22 protein-coding genes and 1 pseudogene are annotated in these 23,211 nt (G+C 63.1%); 12 read left to right on the top strand and 11 right to left on the bottom strand.

Annotated features, from left to right (window positions below; translation table 11 throughout):
* Window positions 1-69: 69 nt before the first annotated feature.
* The 3 genes from GEV05_15300 to GEV05_15290 all read right to left on the bottom strand — a co-directional run bounded on the left by GEV05_15300 (window position 70) and on the right by GEV05_15290 (window position 2,492).
* Entirely contained in the window at window positions 70-750 is a 681-nt protein-coding gene (locus GEV05_15300) for a hypothetical protein (GenBank protein MPZ44736.1), read from the bottom strand.
* Window positions 647-1,801, bottom strand: coding sequence for an NADH:flavin oxidoreductase/NADH oxidase (locus GEV05_15295; GenBank protein MPZ44735.1), 1,155 nt, complete (start codon window positions 1,799-1,801; stop codon window positions 647-649). The genes GEV05_15300 and GEV05_15295 overlap by 104 nt, the downstream gene beginning before the upstream one ends.
* A gap of 304 nt (window positions 1,802-2,105) precedes the next feature.
* Window positions 2,106-2,492: a VOC family protein gene (locus GEV05_15290; protein ID MPZ44734.1), complete on the bottom strand. Its 387-nt coding sequence runs from the start codon at window positions 2,490-2,492 to the stop codon at window positions 2,106-2,108.
* Between the two features lie 302 nt (window positions 2,493-2,794).
* Between GEV05_15290 and GEV05_15285 the strand changes: the two genes are divergently transcribed.
* From GEV05_15285 to GEV05_15265, 5 genes are all read left to right on the top strand, one after another.
* The gene (locus GEV05_15285) at window positions 2,795-3,826 is read left to right on the top strand and encodes a hypothetical protein (GenBank protein MPZ44733.1); all 1,032 of its coding nucleotides are present in this window, start codon (window positions 2,795-2,797) and stop codon (window positions 3,824-3,826) included.
* 12 nt (window positions 3,827-3,838) lie between these two features.
* Window positions 3,839-4,897, top strand: coding sequence for a 2-dehydropantoate 2-reductase (locus tag GEV05_15280; protein MPZ44732.1), 1,059 nt, complete (start codon window positions 3,839-3,841; stop codon window positions 4,895-4,897).
* Window positions 4,898-4,984: 87 nt separating this feature from the next.
* Window positions 4,985-5,968 (top strand): tripartite tricarboxylate transporter substrate binding protein, encoded by a 984-nt coding sequence (locus tag GEV05_15275; protein ID MPZ44731.1) that lies wholly within the window; start codon window positions 4,985-4,987, stop codon window positions 5,966-5,968.
* On the top strand, window positions 5,919-6,677 hold the full coding sequence (locus GEV05_15270; GenBank protein MPZ44730.1) for a hypothetical protein: 759 nt from the start codon (window positions 5,919-5,921) through the stop codon (window positions 6,675-6,677). Before GEV05_15275 ends, GEV05_15270 begins: the two co-directional genes overlap by 50 nt.
* Window positions 6,644-7,366 carry a hypothetical protein gene (locus GEV05_15265; protein MPZ44729.1) on the top strand — a complete coding sequence of 241 codons (723 nt, stop codon included), beginning with the start codon at window positions 6,644-6,646 and terminating at the stop codon, window positions 7,364-7,366. Before GEV05_15270 ends, GEV05_15265 begins: the two co-directional genes overlap by 34 nt.
* Window positions 7,367-7,519: 153 nt before the next feature.
* Here GEV05_15265 and GEV05_15260 read toward each other — a convergent pair whose 3' ends face one another.
* The 5 genes and pseudogenes from GEV05_15260 to GEV05_15240 form a co-directional block, all read right to left on the bottom strand.
* A complete protein-coding gene (locus tag GEV05_15260; protein ID MPZ44728.1) occupies window positions 7,520-8,305 on the bottom strand; it encodes an enoyl-CoA hydratase in 786 nt (261 codons plus the stop codon).
* Window positions 8,306-8,322: 17 nt separating this feature from the next.
* Window positions 8,323-9,513 carry a CoA transferase gene (locus GEV05_15255; protein MPZ44727.1) on the bottom strand — a complete coding sequence of 397 codons (1,191 nt, stop codon included), beginning with the start codon at window positions 9,511-9,513 and terminating at the stop codon, window positions 8,323-8,325.
* Between the two features lie 29 nt (window positions 9,514-9,542).
* Window positions 9,543-10,634, bottom strand: coding sequence for an acyl-CoA dehydrogenase (locus GEV05_15250; protein ID MPZ44726.1), 1,092 nt, complete (start codon window positions 10,632-10,634; stop codon window positions 9,543-9,545).
* Window positions 10,631-11,794, bottom strand: coding sequence for an acyl-CoA dehydrogenase (locus tag GEV05_15245; GenBank protein ID MPZ44725.1), 1,164 nt, complete (start codon window positions 11,792-11,794; stop codon window positions 10,631-10,633). The genes GEV05_15250 and GEV05_15245 overlap by 4 nt, the downstream gene beginning before the upstream one ends.
* Before the next feature lie 294 nt (window positions 11,795-12,088).
* Window positions 12,089-12,838 (bottom strand): annotated as a pseudogene (locus GEV05_15240) (helix-turn-helix domain-containing protein).
* A gap of 180 nt (window positions 12,839-13,018) precedes the next feature.
* On the opposite strand from GEV05_15240, the gene GEV05_15235 reads away from it, so the two are divergent.
* The 7 genes from GEV05_15235 (at window position 13,019) to GEV05_15205 (ending at window position 20,694) form a co-directional block, all read left to right on the top strand.
* The gene (locus GEV05_15235) at window positions 13,019-14,179 is read left to right on the top strand and encodes an acyl-CoA dehydrogenase (GenBank protein ID MPZ44724.1); all 1,161 of its coding nucleotides are present in this window, start codon (window positions 13,019-13,021) and stop codon (window positions 14,177-14,179) included.
* A gap of 34 nt (window positions 14,180-14,213) precedes the next feature.
* Window positions 14,214-14,681, top strand: coding sequence for an acyl dehydratase (locus GEV05_15230; protein MPZ44723.1), 468 nt, complete (start codon window positions 14,214-14,216; stop codon window positions 14,679-14,681).
* A gap of 16 nt (window positions 14,682-14,697) precedes the next feature.
* Window positions 14,698-15,888, top strand: a complete 1,191-nt coding sequence (locus GEV05_15225) for a CoA transferase (protein ID MPZ44722.1) — start codon at window positions 14,698-14,700, stop codon at window positions 15,886-15,888.
* Window positions 15,889-16,009: 121 nt separating this feature from the next.
* Complete coding sequence (locus GEV05_15220) at window positions 16,010-18,055, top strand: NAD(P)-binding protein (protein MPZ44721.1); 2,046 nt, start codon at window positions 16,010-16,012, stop codon at window positions 18,053-18,055.
* Between the two features lie 77 nt (window positions 18,056-18,132).
* The gene (locus GEV05_15215; GenBank protein ID MPZ44720.1) at window positions 18,133-18,900 is read left to right on the top strand and encodes a glucose 1-dehydrogenase; all 768 of its coding nucleotides are present in this window, start codon (window positions 18,133-18,135) and stop codon (window positions 18,898-18,900) included.
* A 12-nt stretch (window positions 18,901-18,912) separates the two neighbouring features.
* Entirely contained in the window at window positions 18,913-19,695 is a 783-nt protein-coding gene (locus GEV05_15210; protein MPZ44719.1) for a 1,4-dihydroxy-2-naphthoyl-CoA synthase, read from the top strand.
* Between the two features lie 24 nt (window positions 19,696-19,719).
* Window positions 19,720-20,694, top strand: coding sequence for a zinc-binding dehydrogenase (locus tag GEV05_15205; protein MPZ44718.1), 975 nt, complete (start codon window positions 19,720-19,722; stop codon window positions 20,692-20,694).
* Between the two features lie 66 nt (window positions 20,695-20,760).
* Here the strand turns inward: GEV05_15205 and GEV05_15200 are convergent, their stop codons facing one another.
* The 3 genes from GEV05_15200 to GEV05_15190 form a co-directional block, all read right to left on the bottom strand.
* Entirely contained in the window at window positions 20,761-21,924 is a 1,164-nt protein-coding gene (locus GEV05_15200; protein MPZ44717.1) for a CoA transferase, read from the bottom strand.
* 9 nt (window positions 21,925-21,933) lie between these two features.
* Entirely contained in the window at window positions 21,934-22,686 is a 753-nt protein-coding gene (locus GEV05_15195) for an enoyl-CoA hydratase/isomerase family protein (protein MPZ44716.1), read from the bottom strand.
* A 171-nt stretch (window positions 22,687-22,857) separates the two neighbouring features.
* Entirely contained in the window at window positions 22,858-23,064 is a 207-nt protein-coding gene (locus GEV05_15190; protein MPZ44715.1) for a hypothetical protein, read from the bottom strand.
* Window positions 23,065-23,211: the final 147 nt, after the last annotated feature.

Below are 23,211 nucleotides of genomic sequence, written 5' to 3'. Positions count from 1 at the left end.
CAAACGGCGCGAAAAAGACCCTTGAGATAGAGCGCCTCGAAGAAAACGCACGAACAAAATCCACGACGTTCATCCCGACCAATTCACACGACTATCGGAACGACGATGACAATATAGCGTATGGGCCCGCATGGGTGCGCAGCCCGCGCGCTCGTCATCCGCCCAGTACTGGGGCAGCAAAACCGAGCAGTAGCCGAGGAAGGCTATCCGCAGCCCTTGCCTCTCGATGATTGCGGGGCGCCGCGCTTCGGCAATGTTGCGACCCGCGCCTACCGTTGGTATGCCGAGGCGACGGAACGTATCCACCGTGTCTTCCACCGCCTCGGGTCCCCAATCCCCTGTGTGATTCGATGCGAGCGACAGGACGTCAAAAGGAACGCCCCGAAACACCTCCGCCTGTTGTGGCGGCTGGCGGACCTCCAGATTGCGGGCGAGACTTTGCCACTGGTACGTTCCGCGCTCCGAGTACAGACGCTCCACCTGTGCGAAGCGGATGTCCGCTCGACTGAGCACTCGGCGCACGGATGCGAATGCGATCTCCGGCGGATTGTGCCCGGTGCCTACGTCGCCACCCGCCGCGATGGTGACCAGCGCCTGATCTTGCGACATCATGACCACCGTTTCGTCCACGTGCGCTGTTCTATTTCTATTCCTCGACGTAACCGGTCTTCCGGCGCCTATCCAGCCACCATCCGTACTGAACCGGAAGGCTTTTGAATTGCGTGTCGTATTCGAGCGCGCGCGCGGCATGTGCCGGCCAGAACGGGTCGTACAAGAGCTCGCGCCCGATGGCGACGAGGTCTGCCTGACCCTTGGCGAGGATCTCCTCCGCCTGCCGGGCATGCACGATCAGTCCAACCGCCATCGTCTTGATGCCGGCGTCCTTGCGCACGCGCTCTGCATAGGGAACCTGAAAGCCGAGCTTGGGTGCAACGCGGCTCGCGGTTGGAGAACGTATCGAAATGCCGCTTGCGGAACAATCGATCAGGTCCACTCCCAGCGGCTTCAATTCGCGTGCAAGCGCGATCGTATCGTCCAGCGTCCAGCCACCTTCGTCGACTGCGGACACACGGAAAAACAACGGTTTGTCATGGGGCCATACGCCACGCACCGCCTCGGTGAGCTCCAATGCGAAGCGCATGCGATTACGAAGTGTCCCGCCGTATTCGTCCGTGCGCCTGTTGGACGCGGGTGAGAGAAATTCATGGAGCAGGTATCCATGCGCGCCATGGACTTCGAGAATGTCGAAACCAGCATCGGCCGCACGCCGTGCCGCCTTCACCCAGTTCCCCTTCACCTCCGCAATGTCTTCCTTCGTCATCGCTCGCGGAAGCGGCCAGCCTTCGAGGTACTCCACGGCGCTCGGCCCAATGACCTCCCAGTGCTCCTGGCCTTCGACAGGTACGCTGCGATCGATCGGACCGAATCCGTCCCAGGGCTTGAACGTCCCGGCCTTGCGGCCGGCATGATTGAGCTGAATGGCCGGTGTCGCGCCCTGCTCTTTCAAGAACGTTGTGAGCCGCCGCAGCGGCGGGACGTGTTCGTCTTTCCAGATGCCCATGTCCCCGACCGTGCCCAGCCCACGGCGCTCGACCTTGGTCGCTTCGGTAAATACGGTGCCCGCCCCGCCCATCGCGAACTTGGCGAAATGCGCGAAGTGCCAGTCGGTCATGAAGCCATCGACCGCCGAATACTGCGCCATCGGCGACACTACGATGCGGTTTCTCAGCGTGATGCCGCGGATCTCGATCGGCTTGAACAGAAGGGGCTGAGCCGCGCTGACGGTGGAGGCTCGAGCGATCGTAGACGAGGATGACACTACTGTGAACTCCTTGAGCCGCAGGCCGCAATCAACCGGTGCGGCAGCTCGACGGCTCGGGGACTATGCGACGCATTTGGGTGCGTTCATCATTGTGAACGACATTCACATATACGATACCCAGTGACCCCAGTGGTGTCAACGTCGCTCGCCGATCGTTCGATCGCCACCAATCCCATGCAAAAGAGACCGCGGCCCTTACGATCCAGATGTGCCGAAGTTTCACCCGTTGCTCGACTCGAGTGATTCTTCGCGCTCAGCAACTTCACTCAGCGCACCGAGCACACTACTCGCCGGGGATACACCATACCTTGCGGGCGTGCTCTACGGTCGCCACGTCGAAGTGAATACCATTAGGGTCACGATACTTGCGTTCGGACTTCGGACCATCGCCGATGTTGCGGATCTGGCCATGGTAGGTGCCGCCATTGTCCTCCACGCGGCTTGCGCCACTTTCCATGTCGTCGACCAGGAAGCCAATATGGTGCAGGCCCTTTCGTCCCTCCGCATTCACGTTCCCGGAGTGAATGATCGCAAGGCTCATGACACCATCCGAGAGCATCACCGCGACATCGGACTGCCGCACACGCTTCAGCTCGAAAGCTTTCTCGTAGAAGGAAGCAGTCCCCTCCATGTCGTCGACCGTGATTGCGATGTGACGCAGCTTTGCCATACATCCTCCTCTAGTGGATCACCGCATCGAAAGAAAAATGGCGCCTTACGGCGCACCCGGCGAAGCGAGCATCGAATGCGAGCGGGATAGAGTCAATCACCTGACATTCCGCTTCGTTGACACGCTTGCACACGGAACCTATTATCGGCCCCTGTTCAGTATGTTGAACGTCGTTCATCGTACGATACGCAGGCAATCCGGTCGTGTCAAACTCGAGCATGAGCACATTCCGCGTACGATCCTGACGGGATTCGACCGGCATTCGGAGGACACTATGTCGCAGACTCGGGTGGCCGTCGTCGGTGCAGGCGCCGTCGGCGGATATATCGGGAGGCAAGCTCGCCCAGGCAGGCCACGACGTGCGCGTGATCGATGGCTGGGTTGCGCACATCGACAAGATACGTCGCGACGGGCTTCTGATCTCCGAGCCCGGGCGATCCGATAAGATCCCTGTCGAAGCGCTGCATCTTTGCGACGTGCAGTCGCTCATCCGCACGCCGATCGACGTCGCCCTCGTTTGCACCAAGTCATACGACACGGCATGGGCAGCGATGATGATCCGGCCATACCTTAGCGCGTCCGGGTGCGTCGTATCGGTCCAGAACAGTCTCAACGAAGAGGATATCGCCGCGGTCGTCGGTTGGGAACGTACTCTGGGCTGCATAGCCAGCACGATCAGCGTCGCAGCCCCGCATCCCGGCGAAGTATCCCGGGCGCGTACGCCGGGTGGCTTCGATTACACGGTATTTCGCGTTGGCGAAGTGCACGGACGCCATACGCCGCGCGCGGCTCGACTGGTCGAGTTGCTTGGCAGCGTCGACAGCGCGAAAGTGACGACCAACCTGTGGGGCGAGCGCTGGTCCAAGCTAGTCACCAACTCCATGCATCACGGCATACTGGGTTCGACGGGCATCAGCGATCATACGCTCATGCGCGATGACAGCACACGGTCGCTCGCCATTCGTTGTGCCGGCGAGGCAATCTCGGTCGCGCTCGCGCTGGGCCATCAGCTGGAGCCGATCCTTCGCATGCCGGCGATGTTGTGGCTGCAAGCATCGCAGGGCGACGCAGGCGCGTTGAGCGAGCTCGAAGCCGGCTGGAGGCGATGGATGGAACGCTCGAAGGAGCCGCATTTCGGCTCTATCGGACAGGATCTCGCTAAGGGCCGCCGCACGGAGATCGACTACGTCTGCGGATACGTAGTTGCCAAGGGCGCACAGCTCGGCGTTCCCGCGCCCATGCAGAGCGCCCTACTCGCCCTGGTGAAGCGCGTCGAGCGAGGGGAAATCGAACGACGAATGGACAATATCGCGCCGCTGCTCGCGACGCTCTGAGTTGGAGGAGCCATGGGAAAGCATCTTGTCTTCATCGGCGCGGGCGCAGTGGGCGGCTACGTCGGCGGGCATCTCGCGCGCGCCGGCGAAGATGTGACCTTGGTCGATCCATGGCCGGAGCACGTCGAAGCCATGCGCAGCCATGGGCTGCATTTGGGCGGCTCGCAGGGTGAGCACGTTGTGCAGGTGAACGCCATCCACGTTTCCGATGTTCAAGGCTTCATGCGCAAGCCCGTCGACATCGCCATCATCTGCACCAAGTCGTACGACACGGAATGGGCTGCGATGATGATCCGCCCGTACCTGGCGCCGCGCGGCTACGTGGTCTCGATGCAGAACGGAATCAACGAAGAGCGCATTGCCCGGGCAGTGGGATGGGGTCGAACGGTCGGCACGACGGTGAGCACCATCAGCGTAAATGCCTACGAACCAGGTCGCATCAAACGCTACCAGGAGCCGGGCAGCGCGACGCAGCACAACGTGTTCCGGGTCGGTGAGGTTCATGGTCTCGTGACCGAGCGGGTCACCGAGCTCGCTCGCATCTTCAACGCGGTCGATCGTGCCGCGGTGACCGAGAATCTGTGGGGCGAGCGTTGGACCAAGCTCTCGGCGAATACCATAACACACGGTCTGCTCGGAGCGACCGGCCTGGACAATACGCACGTCTATGTCGGCCGGGGCAAAATCCATCGCCTTGGGGTGAAACTCGGCGGGGAAGCGGTAGCGGTCGGGCGCGCGCTCGGCTTCCGCATCGGAACCATACTCGGCATTTCGCCCGACGACTGGCACGACGCCGGAATCGCTCGGAATGCCGCGGCGCTGAAGCGCGTGCAGGACGGACTGACGGCATGGATGGCTACGCTGCTTGAGCCGTCTCACTCCTCGGTCGGCCGGGATGTAATGCGCGGACGCCGCTCCGAGATCGATTTCACCAACGGCCTGGTCGCCGACAAGGCTGTCGAGGTCGGCGTGCCCGCGCCAACGCACGCCGCTGTCACCGAGCTCGTACGGCGCATCGACCGCGGCGAGTTGCGCCCCGACCCGTCGAACGTGGATGACATCGCGGCGTAAGCCCCTTGCCGAACAGGTCGCCTCACCTCGGGACTGCCTGTCCGAAACAAACATCGTTCCGGTATTTCACAGCCCGCCAAGGTAATCATGCGAAGAATTCGAAATCATCTGCTCCATGCAGCCCTTGTCGTCTTGGCATGCCAGGGCATGTTGCCGTCAAACGCCGCGGCACAAGATTATCCGTCCAAGCCCGTCCGAATTCTGGTCGGACAAGCAGCCGGCGGCGGCGCGGATACGACAATCCGCATCGTCGCGCCGCGGCTGTCCGCTCTCTTGGGTCAACCAGTGGTGGTCGAGAATCGAACAGGAGCAGGCGGATCGATCGCGATCGAGCGCGCTGCAGCGGCGCCTGCGGACGGTTATACGGCGCTGCTGATGAACGCGGGCGGCACTATCCATTCAGCGCTGAGGCGGGATCTCCCGTACGACCTCGAGCGAGATCTCGCTGCCGTATCCCTTATCGCGGACAGCAACTTCGTTCTTCTCGTCCATCCGTCTGTCCCGGTGAAGAGTACCAAAGATCTCCTCGCCCTCGCACGCTCGCGCCCCGACATCTTCACCTATGCCTCCGCCGGCATCGGAAGTTCCTCGCACCTCGCCACGTCGCTGCTCGAACTCGTGGCAGGGCTGAAGCTCGTGCATGTCCCCTACAAAGGTGGATCGGCCGCCGCTGCGGCCAACGCCTCCGGTGAGGTCGATATGGGGTTCTCGAGCGTCACAGCGGCGTTGCCCTTGCTCAATGCCGGCAAAGTTCGGCCGCTAGCGGTCAGCAGCAAGCAGCGCTCGGCAGCGCTGCCCGCGATTCCGACGCTCGATGAGTCCGGGGTACCGGGATACGACCGCTCGTCCTGGTTCGGCATTCTGGTGCCCGCAAGAGTCCCCGCAATGGTCGTAAACCGCCTCAATACAGCCATCGTTCAGGTTGTCGCGGAACCGGACATCCGAGCCTTGCTGACCAAGCAGGCGCTCGAGCCGCGGACCACGACGGCCCAGCAGTTCGGTTCGATCATTCGTAACGAACTTGCACAAAACGCGAAGCTCGTCGCTGCTACCGGCGCCAAGCCCCAATGAGCTGTTCGTCACCGGAGCCAAAGTGACTGGCCCACGCACCAGAATTTCGCCCGTGACCAAAGCGCTGAGCGAGTACATTGCAGACGCTTCGAAGAGCCAGCTTCCTGTCGAGGTGAGAGAGCGCGCCAAGATCCACTTGGTCGATACGGTCGCGGCCGTGGTTTCCGGATCCCGTCTCGAACCTGGCAGGAAGGCGCTGCAATATGTGGCGGCTCTGGGCGGAAATGCCGAGTCCGTCGTGATCGGTAGCCGCCTCGTCACTTCCGCTCTGGCAGCCGCATTGGCCAACGGTATGTGTGGCCACGCCGACGAGACCGACGACACCATTATGGCATTGCGCCTGCATCCCGGCGCGTGCATCGTACCGGCCGCATTGGCGATCGCGGACAAAGAGCAACTCGGCGGCACTGCGGTGTTGCGCGCGATCGTGCTTGGTTATGACGTCGCGGCGCGGCTACTACGCGCGTTGCGTCTCATGTCTCTTGGCGAGCGCTCGCGGCATCACGGCGGCGCCATCGGCGGCTCTTTTGGTGCAACCGCTGCTTGCGCGGCATTGCTGCGCCTGAATCCCACTGTCGTTCGCTACGCGCTGTCCTACGCGGGGCAGAATGCAGCCGGTATCTATACGATGCTGCGCGATTCGCATCATGTCGAAAAGGCCTACGTGCTGGGGGCATGCCGGCACACAATGGCGTTTCGGCTGCGTTGATGGCCGCGTGCGGCTTTACAGGCGTCGATGATGTTTTCTCCGGCGTGCCCGACTTCCTCTCGATTTTTTCGGAATCGCCGGAGCCGCGGCGACTGATCAAGGGATTGGGTCGCGATTTCGAGATAATGAACTGCAGTATCAAACGCTGGAGCGTGGGTGCGCCGATTCAGGCTCCGCTGCAGGTGTTGTACGAGCTCATTCAGGAACATGGCCTGAGCGCGCGGGACGTCGCAAGAATCTTGGTGCACATGCCGAAGAAGCAGCTGCAAGTTGTGGACCGCCGCAGCATGCCCGATATCTGCGTACAGCACTTACTCGCTTTGATGCCGGCCGACGGGACAGTGACGTTCGGTTCATCGCACGATTACCGGCGCATGACCGACCGTCGGGTCCGGGGCCTTCGAAGAAAGGTAGACGTCGTAGGTGATACGGCGCTGGAGGACGGTGAGCGCACGTGGCGCTGCGCAATGGAAATAACCGCCAAGGACGGCCGCTTCCTGCGCCATGGAACCATGGCGGCGAAGGGCTGGTACACGAATCCTCAGACTCGTCAGGATATGGAAGAAAAGGCGCTGGATCTAATGGGGCCGGTTCTCGGACCCCGGCGCACGCGCACGCTCCTCGCAAAGCTCTGGAGTTTCGAGCGCATTGGAAACGTCCGAGCACTGCGCAAACTCTTGGTGGCCTAAACACGCATGGCCCGAAAACGGGCTGCGACGACCTCAAACCAAGCCGGGGGGCGCGAGCTCGGCGTGTCTCAGGAACTCCGTTGGCAGAACGCTCGGGCGGGTACAGTTCCGTCAGCTCGCCGCACGACAGCCTGCTCGGCCAGCGGGATCGATTCAGCGGGTGCGCTTGCGCTCGAGAAATGCCGCGACCTTGGCGCGATGGTCCGGCGTGTCGCGCAGGATCGATGTATGCGATGACACCATGTCCAGGTGCGCGGCAAGATTCATTGTCATGCCCTGGTAAACGGCACGCTTGTAGGCTCGGATCGCTTCGAACGGCTGGGCTGCAATTGCGCGCGCCAGCTCGTAGGTTGCCGGCATCAATTGCTCCGACGGCACGACCTTGTTGACGAGCCCGATCCGGTCGGCCTCCGCCGCATCGATTGCGCGCCCGGTCCAGAAGAGCTCCAGCGCCCGCGGCGTTCCGATAAGCCGCGGCAGGTAGTACGTGCCGCCGTCTCCGGCGATCAGTCCGACGTTGATATAACTCTCCGCAAGAGTCGCCGAATCGGCCATGATCCGTAGATCACACATGAGCGCCATGTCGAGCCCGGCACCGCGGGCCGCGCCGTTGATCGCCGCGATCGTGGGCTTGTCCATCCGCTCCATAACAAATGCGATTTTGTGCACGTGCCGCCACAGGAAATCCTTGCGTTCCAGGCTGTCGTTGTTAGCCCGGTCCTTTTGCGCGCCGATGTCGCCGCCGGAACAAAACGCCTTGCCTGCGCCGGTGAGCACGACGAGCTTGATTGCCGGATCGCTTTCGCAGCGATCCAGCAAGGCTCCCCAGCGCTGAATCATGTCCTTGGTGAAGGCGTTGTACTTTTCGGGGCGGTTGAGCGTGATGGTGGCGATACCGTGCTCGTCGACGTCGAACAAAATCAGTGTGTCTGCTGCCATGCCCATTTCTCCTTGATTCAGACTCGCTCGTGCGCCGGTCGCGGAAGCGGGGAGCAGGACTGCGCCTGTTCCGTGGTATAGCCGAGCACCGTGACGAGCACCTCGACCGTGTGCTCACCGAGTTCCGGCACGTGAGGCCGGGCGGCCGTGTGCAGGCCAGGCATCTGGAACGGCGCATTGGGCACCCAATACTCGCCCACTTTGTCCTTGACCCGGGCCATCCCGGCACGGGCCTGCATTTGCGGGTGTTCGATCGCTTCCTTCACGGTGCGATAGCGCGTGCACGGCACGCCGCCCGCAAGGAGCGTATCCTCGCATTCCTCACCGGAACGCGTCCGCGTCCACTGCTCGATCAGGTCCATCAATTCCGACCAGTGCGCCTCACGGCTTCGCGTCTGCGCGAAACGCGGATCTTCGATCCATTCGGTATGGCCAACCGCGCGCGCCAGTTGTTCGAAATTCTTCTGGCTCGTCGGCGCAGCGACCACGTAGCCGTCGTTCGTCTTGAGCGGCTGGTACACGCGGATCTTCTCGTCGCTCGGCGCCTGTGCTTCCTGGAACTCGTAGACCAGCAGGTTGAGCATCGCATCCATGAGCGCGACATCGATGTACTGGCCACGGCCGGTTCGCGCTCGCTGGTACAAGGCACTCTGCACCGCCGCGAACGCCGACATACCGCCGAAGACATCGGCGATGAAGGTAGCCGTGTTCGCCGGCCGGCCGCCGCCCTGGTATTCGACCTGCGCCATATCGAAGCCGCTTGCGGCATGCACGATGGGCGCGTAGGCCGGGCGCTGCGCAATCGGGCCGGTTTGGCCGAAGCCCGATATCGAACAATAGATGACGTAGGGATTGGTTCTTGCCACCGCCTCGTAGCCGACGCCGAGACGATCGGCTACCCCAGGACGCCAATTCTCGACGATGATGTCGGCGCTCTTCGCCAGGCCGATCGCCGCCTCGCGACCGTTCGCAGACTTCAGATCCAGCACGACACTCTTCTTACCGCAGTTGAGATGTCCGAAAAAGCTGCTATAGCCGTTTCGAACGGGCCGACGGCTGCGATTGTGATCACCGGCCGGTGGCTCGATCTTGATCACTTCCGCGCCTAGATCGGCCAGCAGCCGTGTGCAGTAGGGCCCGGACAGCATGTTGGTGAAGTCCAGGACCCGGAGCGAATCCAGTGGTCCAGCGGCTGCTGCAGCCTTCATCGAACTAGTCTCCATTGGGTGTTCGTCTACTATGGCAGCGGCGCGCCCAGATCCGGCTTGCGAGCCGCGACGACATAGGGCCACAACCCTTCGCCGCCTACCCTGGCCGCGACGACTCCCACCCAGGCCTGCCATTCCGACTCGGTGCCGAACTCGTCCCGCCATGCCCACAACCGGCGTGTGCTCCGGTGCAGCGAGTGTTCGTGGGTAAAGCCCATGGCTGCATGTACCTGGTGGGCCACACTGGCGACAGTCGACACCGCCTCGCCGATGCGCGCCTTGGCTGCGGCAATCTCGAATCGCGCGAGGCCCTCCGCATTCGCCTCCGCAGCAGCCTGGGCCGCGGCTGTGCTCGCGGCGACCTGCGATGCCAGCGCCGCAATTTGTTGCTGCACGGCTTGGAACTTCCCGATCGGACGCCCGAACTGAATGCGCTCCTCGGCATAAGCTACGGTTTGCTCGAGCACTCGTTCCATGGCCCCAGCCATCTGCTGGGAGCGAAACAGCGCGCCGCGGAAGAAGAGCTCGGCGCGCCCCATGCCGCGATCGATCGGGCCGACGCATTCGTCGGACAGCTGGCACCCGTCCAGCCGCACGGAATCGCGCGGCTCGCGCGCATAGTTCCAGTCTTCGGCCACACCCGGCACGTCGCGCACCACCACTGTCCGCGTTCCCTCGACGGTATCCGCAGCAACGACCAGCGCCGAGGCATCGCGCGCCCACGGCACGCGCTTCATCGCGCCCGACAGCACCCAGCGTGCGCCGTCACGCTCGAGACGCACGTGGTCGCGGCGCAGCACCGGGCCCATGCTCAGCGGACCCTGTATCGGCTGCATTCCGGCCGCGGCAAGCATCTGCTCCGCGAGCCACGTCTCGATCAGCGGCATAGGTACCGCCCAGGATCCGGCCACGCGGGCCAGCGCGCACAGGTCGGCGATGTCGGTACCGGCTCCGCCGCGCGTCTCGGAGGCACCCGCCGCGGCCAGACCGGTTTGCTCCAGGGCCTGCCATAGCGCAGCGGGCCAATTCCCCGCCTCGGCGGTCTGCATCGCTGTGCGCGTACAGTGATCCGAGAAGACTCGGTTCGCACTTTCCAGGAGGAGATCGCGAACTTCGCTCATCGCAACCCCAACCCGCGCGCAATGATGCCGCGCAGGATTTCGCGGGTGCCCCCGCGGATGGGATACGACGGGGCATAGAGCAGCGCGCGATCCAGCATCGCATTGAAGCGATCGTCCGCCGGCAGGCAGGCGCGATCCTCCTCCTGCAGAACCGCGCGCGCGGTCTCCGGAATATCCTGATCGAACTGATTGCCCAAGTCCTTCACCAAGGCGGCCTCGACGTGCGGCGTAATGCCGCGATTGAGCAGACCGGCGAGTGAAAAGGACATACGGTGCAGCGTCCACAGATGGGAGACGAGACGTCCGATGCGCTCGGCCGCCCGCGGCTCCGGCTGCGCGCCCGCGCTCTGCAACAGGTGCACCAGCACCCCATACGCATTCAGCCAGCGCTCCGAGCCTGCCCGCTCGTGAGTGAGCTCACCCGACACCTGCTTCCAACCGTTGCCGACGTCTCCGATCACGTTTTCGCCAGGCACGAACACCTCGTCGAACAGGACCTCGTTGAAGTCATGATCGCCTGCAAGGTTTATGATCGGCCTGATCGATATTCCCGGCGAGTTCAACTCGACGATGAACTGGGTCACGCCAGCATGTCGATTATTGGAATCGAAAGGCGTCGTGCGGGCGAACAGATTCATGATATGCGCCATGTGCGCATAGCTCGTCCACACTTTGCGCCCGCTCACGCGCCAGCCGCCCTCGACCGCCACCGCGCTGGTCCGGATCGACGCAAGATCGGAACCTGAATCCGGCTCGCTCATGCCGACGCACACGAAACATTCGCCAGCGGCGATCCTGGGCAAATACGTGCGCTTCTGCGATTCCGAACCGGCCGCCAGCAACAGCGGGCCGAATTGCCGGTCTGCGAGCCAATGCGCCCTCACCGGCGCACCGGCTGCGAGCAGCTCTTCAGTGACGACGTAGCGCTCGAGCGTTGTACGTTCGTGGCCGCCGTACTGGCGCGGCCAGGTCATGCCGATCCACCCGCGCGCAGCGACCTTGCGGCTGAAAGCCGCATCGTAGCGATCCCAGCCCGCCGGCTCGCGAACATACGTTCCCGCCTCGCGCTCGCTGCGCAGAAATGCCCGGACTTCTTCCCGCAGAGCCTCGATATGAGACGGCATTTCGATGTCGGCCAAGCTGAAGGAGGTGAACGTCATCGATGCGAGCGCTTGGTCGGAATGGGCAGGGTGAATCGGCGCGTTTAGAAATACGAACGCTGTTCAGAATTGTCGAGGTGCGACCATGACCTGTCAAGGAGCTGAGGAGGCACGGTTACCCGGGCTCCGCAAGTCCTGCACGATAGTACGGCGTGTGCTCCTGCTCCATATGCCGGATCGAGTCGACGTAAGTGCGCGACTGCGCTCGACCGAGTCGCGGAATAGGCATGCGGTCCGCTTACGCTGCGGGGCGCAAACCTTCTTCCTCGCCGCCGGTGCCAAACCGCTCATCCGCTAGCCCGGGAGACCGGGAAAGATTCCGGAGGCTTGCGTCGCGACTTCCTTCATCAGCTTGCGCAATGACGGCAGGTTGCGCTCGAACCGGTCTACCGGCGCGCCGATCAGCAATGCGGCCGGCACATTGCCATGTGCGTCGAAAATCGGCGCTGCGAGCCCGGCTGCGCCGGGAATTGCCTGGCCTATGCTGATCGCCAAACCCGTCTTGCGGATCTTCTCGATCTCCTTGCGCAGTTCCGCGCGATTGGTGAGCGTGCGGTCGGTCATGGGCTTGAGAGTCACGGTTTTCAGGTACTGCTCGCGCCATTGCTCGTCGGTATGGGCAAGGAGTGCACGGCCGGCCGCCGAGCAGTACAGCGGTCGCGGCGCGCCGAGTGGCGCCATGTAACGTACCGGCTGCGGGCTTTCGACGCCCTCGACGTAGGTCACACAGCGTGCGGCCTTGTCGATCACCGCCAGATATACCGATTCCTGACTGCGCTCCATGAGCTGCTGCATGAACGGGCGTATCAGCTTCGGAAAGCTGCGCATGGACAGGATATCTGCCGCCAACCGGAAGATCGCGGGTCCGAGGCGGTAGGTGCCGCCGTCGTGCGTGAGATATCCTTTCATCACCAACGGCCGCAACAAGGTCAGCAGGCTGCTCTTGGGCGATTCGAGCTCGGCACTCAGGCGCGCCAGCGTCATCCCGTCGGCTGCGTGCGCAATGGCGTCGAAAACGCCGAGCACGCGCGCGAGCGAGCGCGGCGAATTGTCATGATGTTCCAAGTCGATCCTCCTCGTCAGGCCCGCGCGACGATGTCGATGGTGGCCGTTCGACACCTTTCGACATTGACAGCGCGAGACCGGGCGTTCATTATACCGAACACCGTTCAATATTTGTGATCCTTTCACGGCCCCGCCGCATCTTCAGGGGCTGCTGCTCCGATGAACTACACACTGACGGACGAACAGCGTCAGATCCAGGACCTGATCCGGCGCGTGGCCCGCGAGAAAGTGGCGGCGCGCGCGAGCGCGATAGACCGCGACGCCGAGTATCCAGCCGACATGTTCGAGTTGCTCAAGGAACTCGGGCTTTTTACGCTGCCGTTCCCGGCGAAGTACGGCGGCAGCGGCAGCATGTTATCGGGTTGCATAGCGGTGGAGGAGCTCGGACAGGTCTGCTACAACACCGCTTACCTGCTGGTGGTACAGTGGCTTCCCTTCGGAGCCATCCTGGCAGGCGGAACCCAGGCGCAGCAGGAGCGCTACCTTCCCGGCCTCGCCACCGGTGAGCTTCGGGCCGCGTTTTCCACCACCGAGCCGCAGAGCGGTTCGGACGTGCGGGGGATCAGGACCCGGGCGACCAAAGTTGCCGACGGATATCGCCTGGACGGGGCCAAGATCTGGTGCACCAACGCGCCAGCCGCTGATTTCGTGCTGGTGGCGGCCAAGTTCGAGGACGAAACAGGAAAGCCTGCGATCGGGCTGTTCATCGTCAAGAAAGAAGCTTCCGGTTTCGTAGTCGGCCGCAAAGAGGACAAGATGGGCGCACGGGGCATTCCGTCCTGCCCGCTGTTTCTCGATGGCGTGTTTGTTCCAGACGAGGACCGCCTGGGCTCCGACGCCAGTCTGGGCTTCAAGGTGGTGATGGAAGCATTCAACCAGTCGCGCCCGATCATCGCGGCACGCGGCGTGGGACTCGCGCAGGGCGCACTGGATCATGCCATCGAATTCATCCAGGACCGGCGCGCCTTCGGACAATCCGTCAGCGACTTTCAGGGCGTTCGCTGGATGGTCGCCGACATGGCGATGCAGACCGAAGCCGCCCGCCAGCTGATGTACCGCGCCGCGGCGCTGGTCGATGCCGGCGTCGGCGGACCCGCGCTTGCGCCCGTGGCTGCGATGGCCAAATGCTTCGCCACCGATGTCGCGATGCGCGTCGCCACCGATGCGGTGCAGCTCTTCGGCGCGGCCGGCGTATCGGCCGAGTTTCCTATTCAGCGCTATTTCAGGGACGCCAAGGTATTGCAGATCATCGAGGGCACCAACCAGATACAGCGCAACATCATCGCGAACAGCTTGCTCGGCAAGCCGGCGCGGCGTTGAGCGCTTACGCCTATAGCATCTCTCGGGAGTCGATATGGATACAGTAGGGCTGGGCTTTCACTTCGAGGATCTTCCGCTGGGCCGGAAGTTCAAGACGATCGGCCGCACGGTGACCGAAACCGACATCGTCAATTTCGTCAACTGCACCGGCATGGTCGAGGTGCTCTTCACCAACATCGAATTCCTGCGCTTGGAATCCGACATCAAGGGACGCCTCGCTCCGGCAGCGCTGGTATACACCTTCGCCGAGGGATTGCTCGTACAGTCCACGATGCAGCATACCGGCTATGCCTTTCTCAACATGCAACTGGACGTCAAGAGCCCGGTGTTCGCCGGCGACACGATCCATGTCGAGTGCGAAGTGACCGAGTCGCGCTTGAGCCAAAGCAAGCCCGGCCGGGGACTGGTGCGCACCAGCAATCGCGTGGTGAAGCAGGACGGTACGGTGGCGCTCGTCTACACGCCACTGCGCATGATCAAATGCAAGCAAAAACCTGCTTGATCCGGTGTCAGTGACCATGAGCGGCCCACTGGCGGGCATCCGGGTTCTCGATCTGACCATCAACGTGCTAGGCCCGCTCGCTGCGCAGATCCTCGGCGACATGGGCGCCGACGTGATCAAGATCGAGGCGCCCGGGGGCGATCCGATGCGCCATACCGGACGATCGCGCCATACCGGCATGGCGTCGTTGTTCCTGAACACCAACCGCAACAAGCGCAGCATCGTACTAGACCTGAAGCGGCCAGACGCCCGCACGGCGTTGTTGCGCCTGGTCGAGAGCTCGGATGTGCTCATCCACAGCGTGCGCCCCAGCACAGCGGAGCGGCTGGGCATGTCCTACCAGGCCATCAGCGCGCGAAACCCGCGCATCGTCTACGCGTGCGGGCCCGGATACCGAACCGATGGGCCTCACCGCGAGAGACCCGCCTTCGATGACGTCATTCAAGGCGAGAGCGGTGTGGCGGCGATGATGGCGCGCAGCATCGGCGAGCCGCGCTATGCACCCATGATCCTGGCCGACAAGTTCTGTGCACATGCGCTGGCTTCGGCGATCGGGATGGCGCTGTTCTGCCGCGAGCGCACCGGAGAAGGTCAGGAAGTCGCAGTGCCGATGTTCGAGACCATGCTGTCGTTCAATCTGGTCGAGCATCTATGGACGGATTTCTTTGGCGCCGAGCGGGAGGACTTGGGCTATACCCGGATGTTTTCCGCGCATCGGCGGCCCTATGCCACCCGCGACGGCCACATCTGCATGCTCGCGGTAAGTGACGATCAATGGCGCCGGGTGTTCGAAGTGATCGGACGACCGGAGCTTGCCTCGGATGGGCGCTTCGCAAAGCTGGAAGCGCGCACCCACCACATCGACGCGCTCTACGCGATTCTCGCCGAACGGCTGAAGGACAAGACCAGCGCCGAATGGCAACGACTGCTCGATGCGGCCGATTTGCCGAACGGACGCGTGAACACATTCGCCGCCATGGCGAACGATCCGTATCTTCGGGAAACCGGATTCTTTCGTCACTACGATCATCCCAGCGAAGGTCCGATGGTGACGACCGAAATAGCCACGCAGTTCGGACGTACACCGGGCAGCATCCGGCTCGTTCCGCCGCGGCTTGGCGAGCACACATACGGCGTGCTGCGCGGGCTGGGATACTCCGACGCCGATATCGAAACAATGAGCGGCGTGCAGCCTCCGGAAGCGTGATGAACCCGGTCACCTGCACGCACAGCCGCGAATCGCCCGACGGCGGCCGCTCGCTGCTATCGGGTCAGGCCGAGAGCTCGTACGTGCGGCGGGTTCGCTGGGCGCACATTCGGATCACGTGATGGCTGGGGCGGCCGAAGACTCCGTGCACCCGGCAGAAACTTACCCGTTGCTGCTTTCGCCGCTTCGGGTGGGACCGCTCTTGCTGCGTAACCGACTCGTGATGGGCTCGATGCACACGCGCCTGCCGCTGGCTGGGAAAGGCTCCGGTGCGTTCGCTCAGTTCTACGCCGAACGCGCACGAGGCGGCGCCTCGCTCATTGTCACGGGAGGTGTGTCGCCGAACTACGAGGGCCGCATGGAGCCCGGCGCTGCGGTGCTCGACCGCGAGAGCGCGGTGGGCGACCACGCGCCTATCGTCGCGGCGGTACACGAGGCCGGCAGCGCCATCGTGATGCAGATATTGCACGCAGGCCGCTACGCAAAGCATGACGCCGCAGTAGGCCCTTCCAACGTACCGGCCGCTATCAACCGTTTCACCCCGCGCCCGCTGCGTGCCGACGAGGTCGAGCGCACGATCGAGGACTATGTCGAGTGTGCCATCCTCGCGCAGGCAGCCGGATACGACGGCGTCGACGTGATGGGATCCGAAGGCTATCTCATCAACCAGTTTACTGCCCGGCGCACCAACAACCGCCGTGACGCGTGGGGCGGAAGCGCCGAGAATCGCATGCGTTTTGCGCTCGAGGTCGTCGGGCGCATGCGCGCAAGGCTGGGCCCGCAATTCGCCATCCTGTACCGCATATCCGCGCTGGACCTGGTCGAGGACGGGGCAACAGCCGAGGAAACCGCGGCGCTCGCCAGCGCGTTGGAACGCTCCGGTGCGAACGCCTTGAGCACCGGAATCGGTTGGCACGAGTCGCGTGTACCGACGGTCGCTCACATGGTGCCACGCGGGGCATGGCGCTTCGCCGCGGCGCGCCTCAAAGGCGCAGTGTCGATACCGGTCGTCGCATCGAACCGAATCAATACGCCGAAGCTCGCCGAAGACATACTTGCGCTGGGCGAGGCCGATCTCGTCGCGCTCGCACGGCCGCTGCTGGCCGATCCCGATTTTCTGCTCAAGGCAGGCACCGGGCGGGCGGCGAGCATTGCACCATGCATCGCATGCAATCAGGCATGCCTCGACTACATCTTCACCGATCGCATCGCGACTTGTCTGGTCAATCCTCGCGCGGGACGCGAACTGGACTACCCTGCCGCTCTGGCGAGCAAGCGTGAACGCATCGCGGTCGGCGGTTCGGGACCGGCAGGTCTCGCCTTCGCCATTACGGCCGCAGCTCGCGGTCATGCAGTGACGCTATTCGAGTCGCAAATCCGCATCGGAGGTCAGCTGCAGCTCGCTTGCCGGGTGCCGGGCAAGGAGGAGTTCGCATCCCTGCTGGCATACTACGACCACGAAGTGCGCCGTCTCGGCATAGAGCTTCGGCTGGCCACTGCGCTCACCGCAGAGTTGACGCGCGACGGGTTCTTCGATCGCATCGTGCTTGCCACGGGGGTCGTGCCGCGCAAACCTCGTTTCGGCGGACTCGATCACCCAAAGGTCTCGTGGTATCCCGAAGTCCTGAAAGGCTGCGTCGTGCCAGGCGAGCGCGTGGCCGTGATCGGCGCCGGCGCCATCGCCTTCGATATTGCCGAATACCTCACTGCAACCGCCGCGGCTGACGAGCAGCAGTTCTATCGCGAGTGGGGCGTCGTCCGGAGCGTGAACATGCCCGGCGGCATCGCACCTGCGCGGCCGGCGCCTGCGCAGCGCGCCGTGCATTTATTCCAGCGCGCGCCGGGCCGTCCGGCTGCGCGGCTCGGTATCTCCACGGGCTGGATCATCCGCACGGCGCTCCAGCGTCGCAACGTCACCATACTGACCGGATGCGAATACCGGCACGTGGACGATGCCGGGCTGCACTTCTCCGTCCAGGGAAAGGCGCAGTCCATTGCAGTAGACGACGTCGTCGTCTGCGCCGGCCAGGAGGCGATCCATCCTCCGGCGAGCGAACTCGAAGCCCTGGGGGTGCCGGTACATTTGATCGGAGGTGCACGCGATGCTGTCGCGATCGACGCCCGCCGTGCGATCGAGGAAGGATACCGGCTCGCTTTGAAATGCTGAGTGCGCTGATACGGACAGCTGCGGCCCCGAGGTTGCAGCGAATCTGCATCGATGAAGATGCATCCATTGGAGGTTCCATGAAAGGGCTCGGAGGCAAGATCACCATCGTTACCGGTGCCGGCAGCGGAATCGGCAAAGCCATTGCCCGTCGGCTGGCAGCAGAGGGCTGCGTGGTCGGCGTCCTGGACCGGAACGCGAGCGCGGCAGATGAAACGACAAGCGACATCCGCCGGGCGGGAGGCAAGGCGTACGGTTACACGGTCGACATCACCGACCTCGCCGCGATTCAGACAGCCGTCCGGGCATTCGAAGCCGATGCCGGCCCGATCGATGCACTGGTGAACAATGCCGGATGGGACAAGGCCGCCCCATTCCTGGCCTCGACTCCCGAGCTGTGGAAGCAGCTGATCGACATCAATCTGTATGGACCGATCAACATGCACCACGCCGTGCTGCCTGGAATGGTCGCCCGCAAGCGCGGGCGCGTGATCAACATCGCCTCGGACGCGGGCCGCGTTGGCTCATCGGGCGAATCGGTCTACTCCGCCTGCAAAGGCGGCATCATCGCTTTCACAAAGACGCTCGCACGCGAGCACGCACGCCACAATATCCAGTTGAATGCCGTTTGTCCGGGTCCCACCGATACCCCGCTGCTGCGATCGTTCGCGGATGAGGGCGAGGCGGGCGCAAAGCTCATCGACGGCCTGACGCGCGCGATCCCGATGCGGCGCCTCGGACAGCCGGACGATTACCCCGGCATCGTCGCTTTCCTGGCAAGCGACGATGCTGCCTTCATCACCGGACAGACAATCAGCGTCTCCGGCGGTCTCACCATGCACGGTTAACGGGAGCAGACGATGACATATCAGGATATACGTTTGGAGAAGAAGGACGGCATCGCGCGCATCACGATCGCCCGGCCGAAGGTCATGAACGCGTTCCGTGGTCAGACCGTTGAGGAATTGATTGACGCGTTCTCGAACGCGGGCTGGGATCGCGACATCGGCGTAATTGTGCTCGGTGGCGCCGGAGAACGCGCGTTTTGCACGGGCGGAGACCAGTCGGCGCACGACGGGCAGTACGATGGGCGTGGAACGATCGGCATGCCGATCGAGCAGCTGCACGGCGTGATGCGGGAAGTGCCCAAACCGGTGATCGCGCGGATTCAAGGCTACGCCATCGGCGGCGGCAACGTACTCGCCACGCTTTGCGATCTCACCATCGCTTCGGAAAAGGCAATCTTCGGGCAGGTCGGTCCCAAGGTAGGGTCTGTCGACCCCGGCTGGGGAACCGCGTATCTTGCTTCGGTGATCGGGGAGAAGCGCGCGCGCGAAATATGGTACCTGTGCCGACGCTACAACGCCGAGCAGGCGCTGCAGATGGGCTTGTGCAACGCCGTCGTGCCTCACGATCAGCTCGATCAGGAGATCGACAAGTGGTGCGCCGAGATTCTGGAGAAGAGCCCCACGGCCATCGCCATTGCGAAGAGCTCCTTCAACGCAGCGACCGATTCCATGCGTGGAATCGGCAGCCTCGGCTTCCAGGCCCTGAATCTCTACTACCAGACGGAGGAGTCGAAGGAAGGCGTGAAAGCCTTCATGGAGAAACGTCCGCCTCAGTTCCGCAAGAAATCGGATTGACCGTAGCACAGGAGAGCTCGTTCGATGCGCGCCGTATTGTGCAAGGATTACGGAGGACCCAGCGGCCTCGTCATGGAAAACGTCCCGACGCCCGAGCCGGGATCGGACGAAGTTCGCGTAACCGTTAGGGCAGCCGGAGTGAATTTTCCCGACGTCCTGATGATTCAGAACAAGTACCAGTTTCGCCCTCCCCTTCCGTTCTCGCCGGGATACGAAATCGCCGGCGTCGTGTCCGCGCTGGGCGACGGGGTCACCGGGCTGGCGGTCGGTGACGCGGGCATCGCGATGCTGCGCTATGGCGGATTCGCGGAAGAAGCGATCGTACCGGCCGACCGGTTCTGGCGCATTCCCAAGGACATGGATTTCACTACCGCGGCTGCCTTTCCGCTCGCCTACGGCACCAGCTACCACGCGCTGAAAGATCGAGGCCGTTTGCAGCCCGGTGAGACTCTGCTGGTTCTCGGGGCAGCCGGCGGCGTCGGGCTGGCCGCCGTGCAGCTCGGCAAATTAATGGGCGCCACGGTCATCGCATGTGCGTCTTCGGTCGAGAAGCTGGCAACATGCCGCAAGCATGGCGCAGATCATCTCGTCGACTATCAGAAACAGGATTTTCGCGAGGCAGTCAAAGCACTGACCGAAGGGCGTGGAGTCGACGTCCTGTTGGACCCCGTCGGTGGCCAATACGCCGAACCCGCGGTCCGCTCGATGGCCTGGCTGGGACGCTATCTGGTCGTGGGTTTTACGAGTGGGGAGATACCACGGATTCCGACCAATTTGCCCCTTCTGAAGGGCTGCTCGTTGGTCGGCGTGGCATGGGATACCTATTCGCGCCGCAATGCAGCCGGGGGCCGCGCCAACGTCGCGGAAATGGTCGACTGGATTCGCGCCGGCAAGCTGGATCCGGTCGTTACGGCCCGGTACACCCTCGCGGACGCGCCGCGCGCGCTGGAAGCTATCGCGCAGCGCAGGGTGACGGGTAAGATCGTGATCGTGCCGTAGCCACCAGGCGCCTGGTTTATGCGCACCCGATCGACATGGCCTGCGGCGGAAGTCCACTTTCAGGACTCATTCGCGCAACCACTCCCGGATGATTTCCTCGGAATGTTGTCCCAATGCCGGCGCGGGCCTCGCAGGTTGCACATCCGGCACTTGCGCTCCGTAGACCACCGGCTGGCGGCTGACCTGGACAGTGCCACCGCCTGGCAGCGCTTGAGGCCGCAACAAATTGCGCTCCTGCACCACTGGATGATGGAGCACGTCGAGAACGTTGAGTACCGGGCTGTGTGGCACGTCGTACTCGTCCAGGATCGCCTGCCATTCAGTCCGGGTCCTGGTCCGGAATACCACGCTCAGCTCGTCCATCAGCAGGTCGCGATTGGCTAACCGCTCCTTCATCGTGATGAAGCGGGAGTCCTCGGCCCAATGGGGCCGACCGATCGCCCGGCAAAGGTTGCGCCAGAAACCCTCGGTGAAGGCGGCTATCATCAGCCAGCCATCGCTTGCCTGGAAACGTCCCATCGGGGCCACAGATGCGTGCGTCGTACCCGAGGGCGCCGGCGACGCTCCCGTCGCCTGGGTGAGCGTGATGTAGTACGAGAGCGCGCTGAAGAGACAGTCGAACATCGCCACGTCGACCACCTCGCCCTTGCCGGTTCGCTCGCGGTTGTAGAGTGCCGTCGTGATTCCCTGCACCGCGAAAACCGCCGGAATGATGTCGCCGATGGAGACGCCACATCGCAAGGGCCCGCCCTCGGGTTCGCTCGTCACACTCATGAAGCCAGTCATCGCCTGCATGGTCGCGTCGAACGCGGATTTCCTGCGATAGGCGCTCTCGGTCTGACCGAAGCCGGAGATCAGGCACTGAATGAGTCGCGGGTTGCGGGCTGCGAGCACGCCGCATCCAAGGCCCAGCGCGTCGAGCGCACCCGCGCGCAGGTTGCTTAGAATAACGTCCGCCTTCTCGACCAGGCGCAATAGCATTTTCTTGTCTGCACCTTGCTTCAGATCCAGCTGCAGGCTGCGCTTGTCGTGGTTGATCGCGACGAAGTAGTGGCTGACCTCGCCAATGAAGGGGTGCACACCACGTGTATTGTCCGAATGTGTAATGCTTTCGACCTTGGCCACGTCGGCGCCGAGGTCAGCCATGAGCTGGCTCGCATAGGGCCCGGATAGCGCCGTCGTGAGGTCGAGCACCCGAATGCCGGTGAGAGGTTTGACGGTCTCGGCCATCGCCGCGCCTTACCAGACGCGTTTCTGCTTGTTCGCGACGGCGCTAAACCCGCCGATCGCGTCATGCGAGCTGGATGATTGCTGGAACAATTCACTTTCCAGCCGCTTGGCCTCTGCCCGCACCTCGTAGGCCTTGAGCAGAACTTCCTTGCTGAGACGGATAGCGGTCGGTGCATTCTTCGCGATGCGTTCGGCCATCTTTCGACATTCGGCCATGAGATCGGTCGCCGGCACCACCTTGTTGATCATACCGACTTCGTACGCACGCTGTGCGCTGATCGGGTCCGCCGTCATGGTCAACTCCATCATTATGCACAGCGGGATAGCCTGGTTGGACATACCCACCTCGCAGTTCATGATGCCGACCTGGACCTCGGGCAAGCCGAACTGAGCGTTGTCAGCAGCGATGCGAATGTCGCAGCGCATGGCGACCAGCAACAGGCCGGCGCCCAAGCAGTGCCCCTGGATAGCGGCGATGACGGGCTTGAATAGCTTGCCTCGGCCGAATATGCCCATCTCGTCCTGGGGCGACTGGCTCCACGGCGCTTGTCGTTCCCTGTAATCCTTGGCATCGCCGCCGGCGCAAAACGAGCGGCCCGCCCCGCACAGGATCGCCACGCGTGCCTCGTCGTCATCGTTGTAGCGCTGGAACGCCTCGCCCAAGTCGCGCGCGGTGTCCACGCCCCAGGCGTTCAATCGGTCGGGCCGATTCATGGTGATGATGACTATCGCGCCTTCGCGCTCGTACTTGACCCACTTCATGGTCGTTTCCTTTGGTTCAGTTACTCGATGCGACCGAGCCTGCTCGCTCGCTACTATCGTTCGCGCCAATAAGATATAGTGGCGGCACGTTGCGCACCGCCAGTCGATGCTCCGGCGACTTCACTCGGGTTTGACGCGGCGTCCTTCACCGCCTGCTACCATTTCGCCAGTTCACTTTGAATATGTGCGGCGACTCGGCAGGATCATTGCCAACCGTATCGGTGCCTTGCGCCGCCAGGGCGGCGCGGGGTCATCGCTGCGTAGCGCCTTGACAGGCGCTACATTCAGCCGAGTCACGATGTCTTTCGACGTACCTGCCAGCACGAACAAGCCGTACCATGAGTTCGCGATGAAGCGATCGAGACCGGCCTCATGCATGGTCGGAACGGACGAGCCGGTTCGGGTAAATCTCCGGGTACTGTGCGCAAGCCGCGGTGCAGACAACGAACAGCAAGAAAACCGTGGCCTGAATCGGTGGCTTCATTTGGGAATCCGCAACACTGGGGGCATGCCCCGAATCTAACC

It is taken from the genome of Betaproteobacteria bacterium, from assembly GCA_009377585.1.
In the GTDB taxonomy this organism is placed as follows: domain Bacteria; phylum Pseudomonadota; class Gammaproteobacteria; order Burkholderiales; family WYBJ01; genus WYBJ01.
Note: the sequence above shows the minus strand (reverse complement) of the source record. Positions and strands in the feature narration are given on the sequence as shown.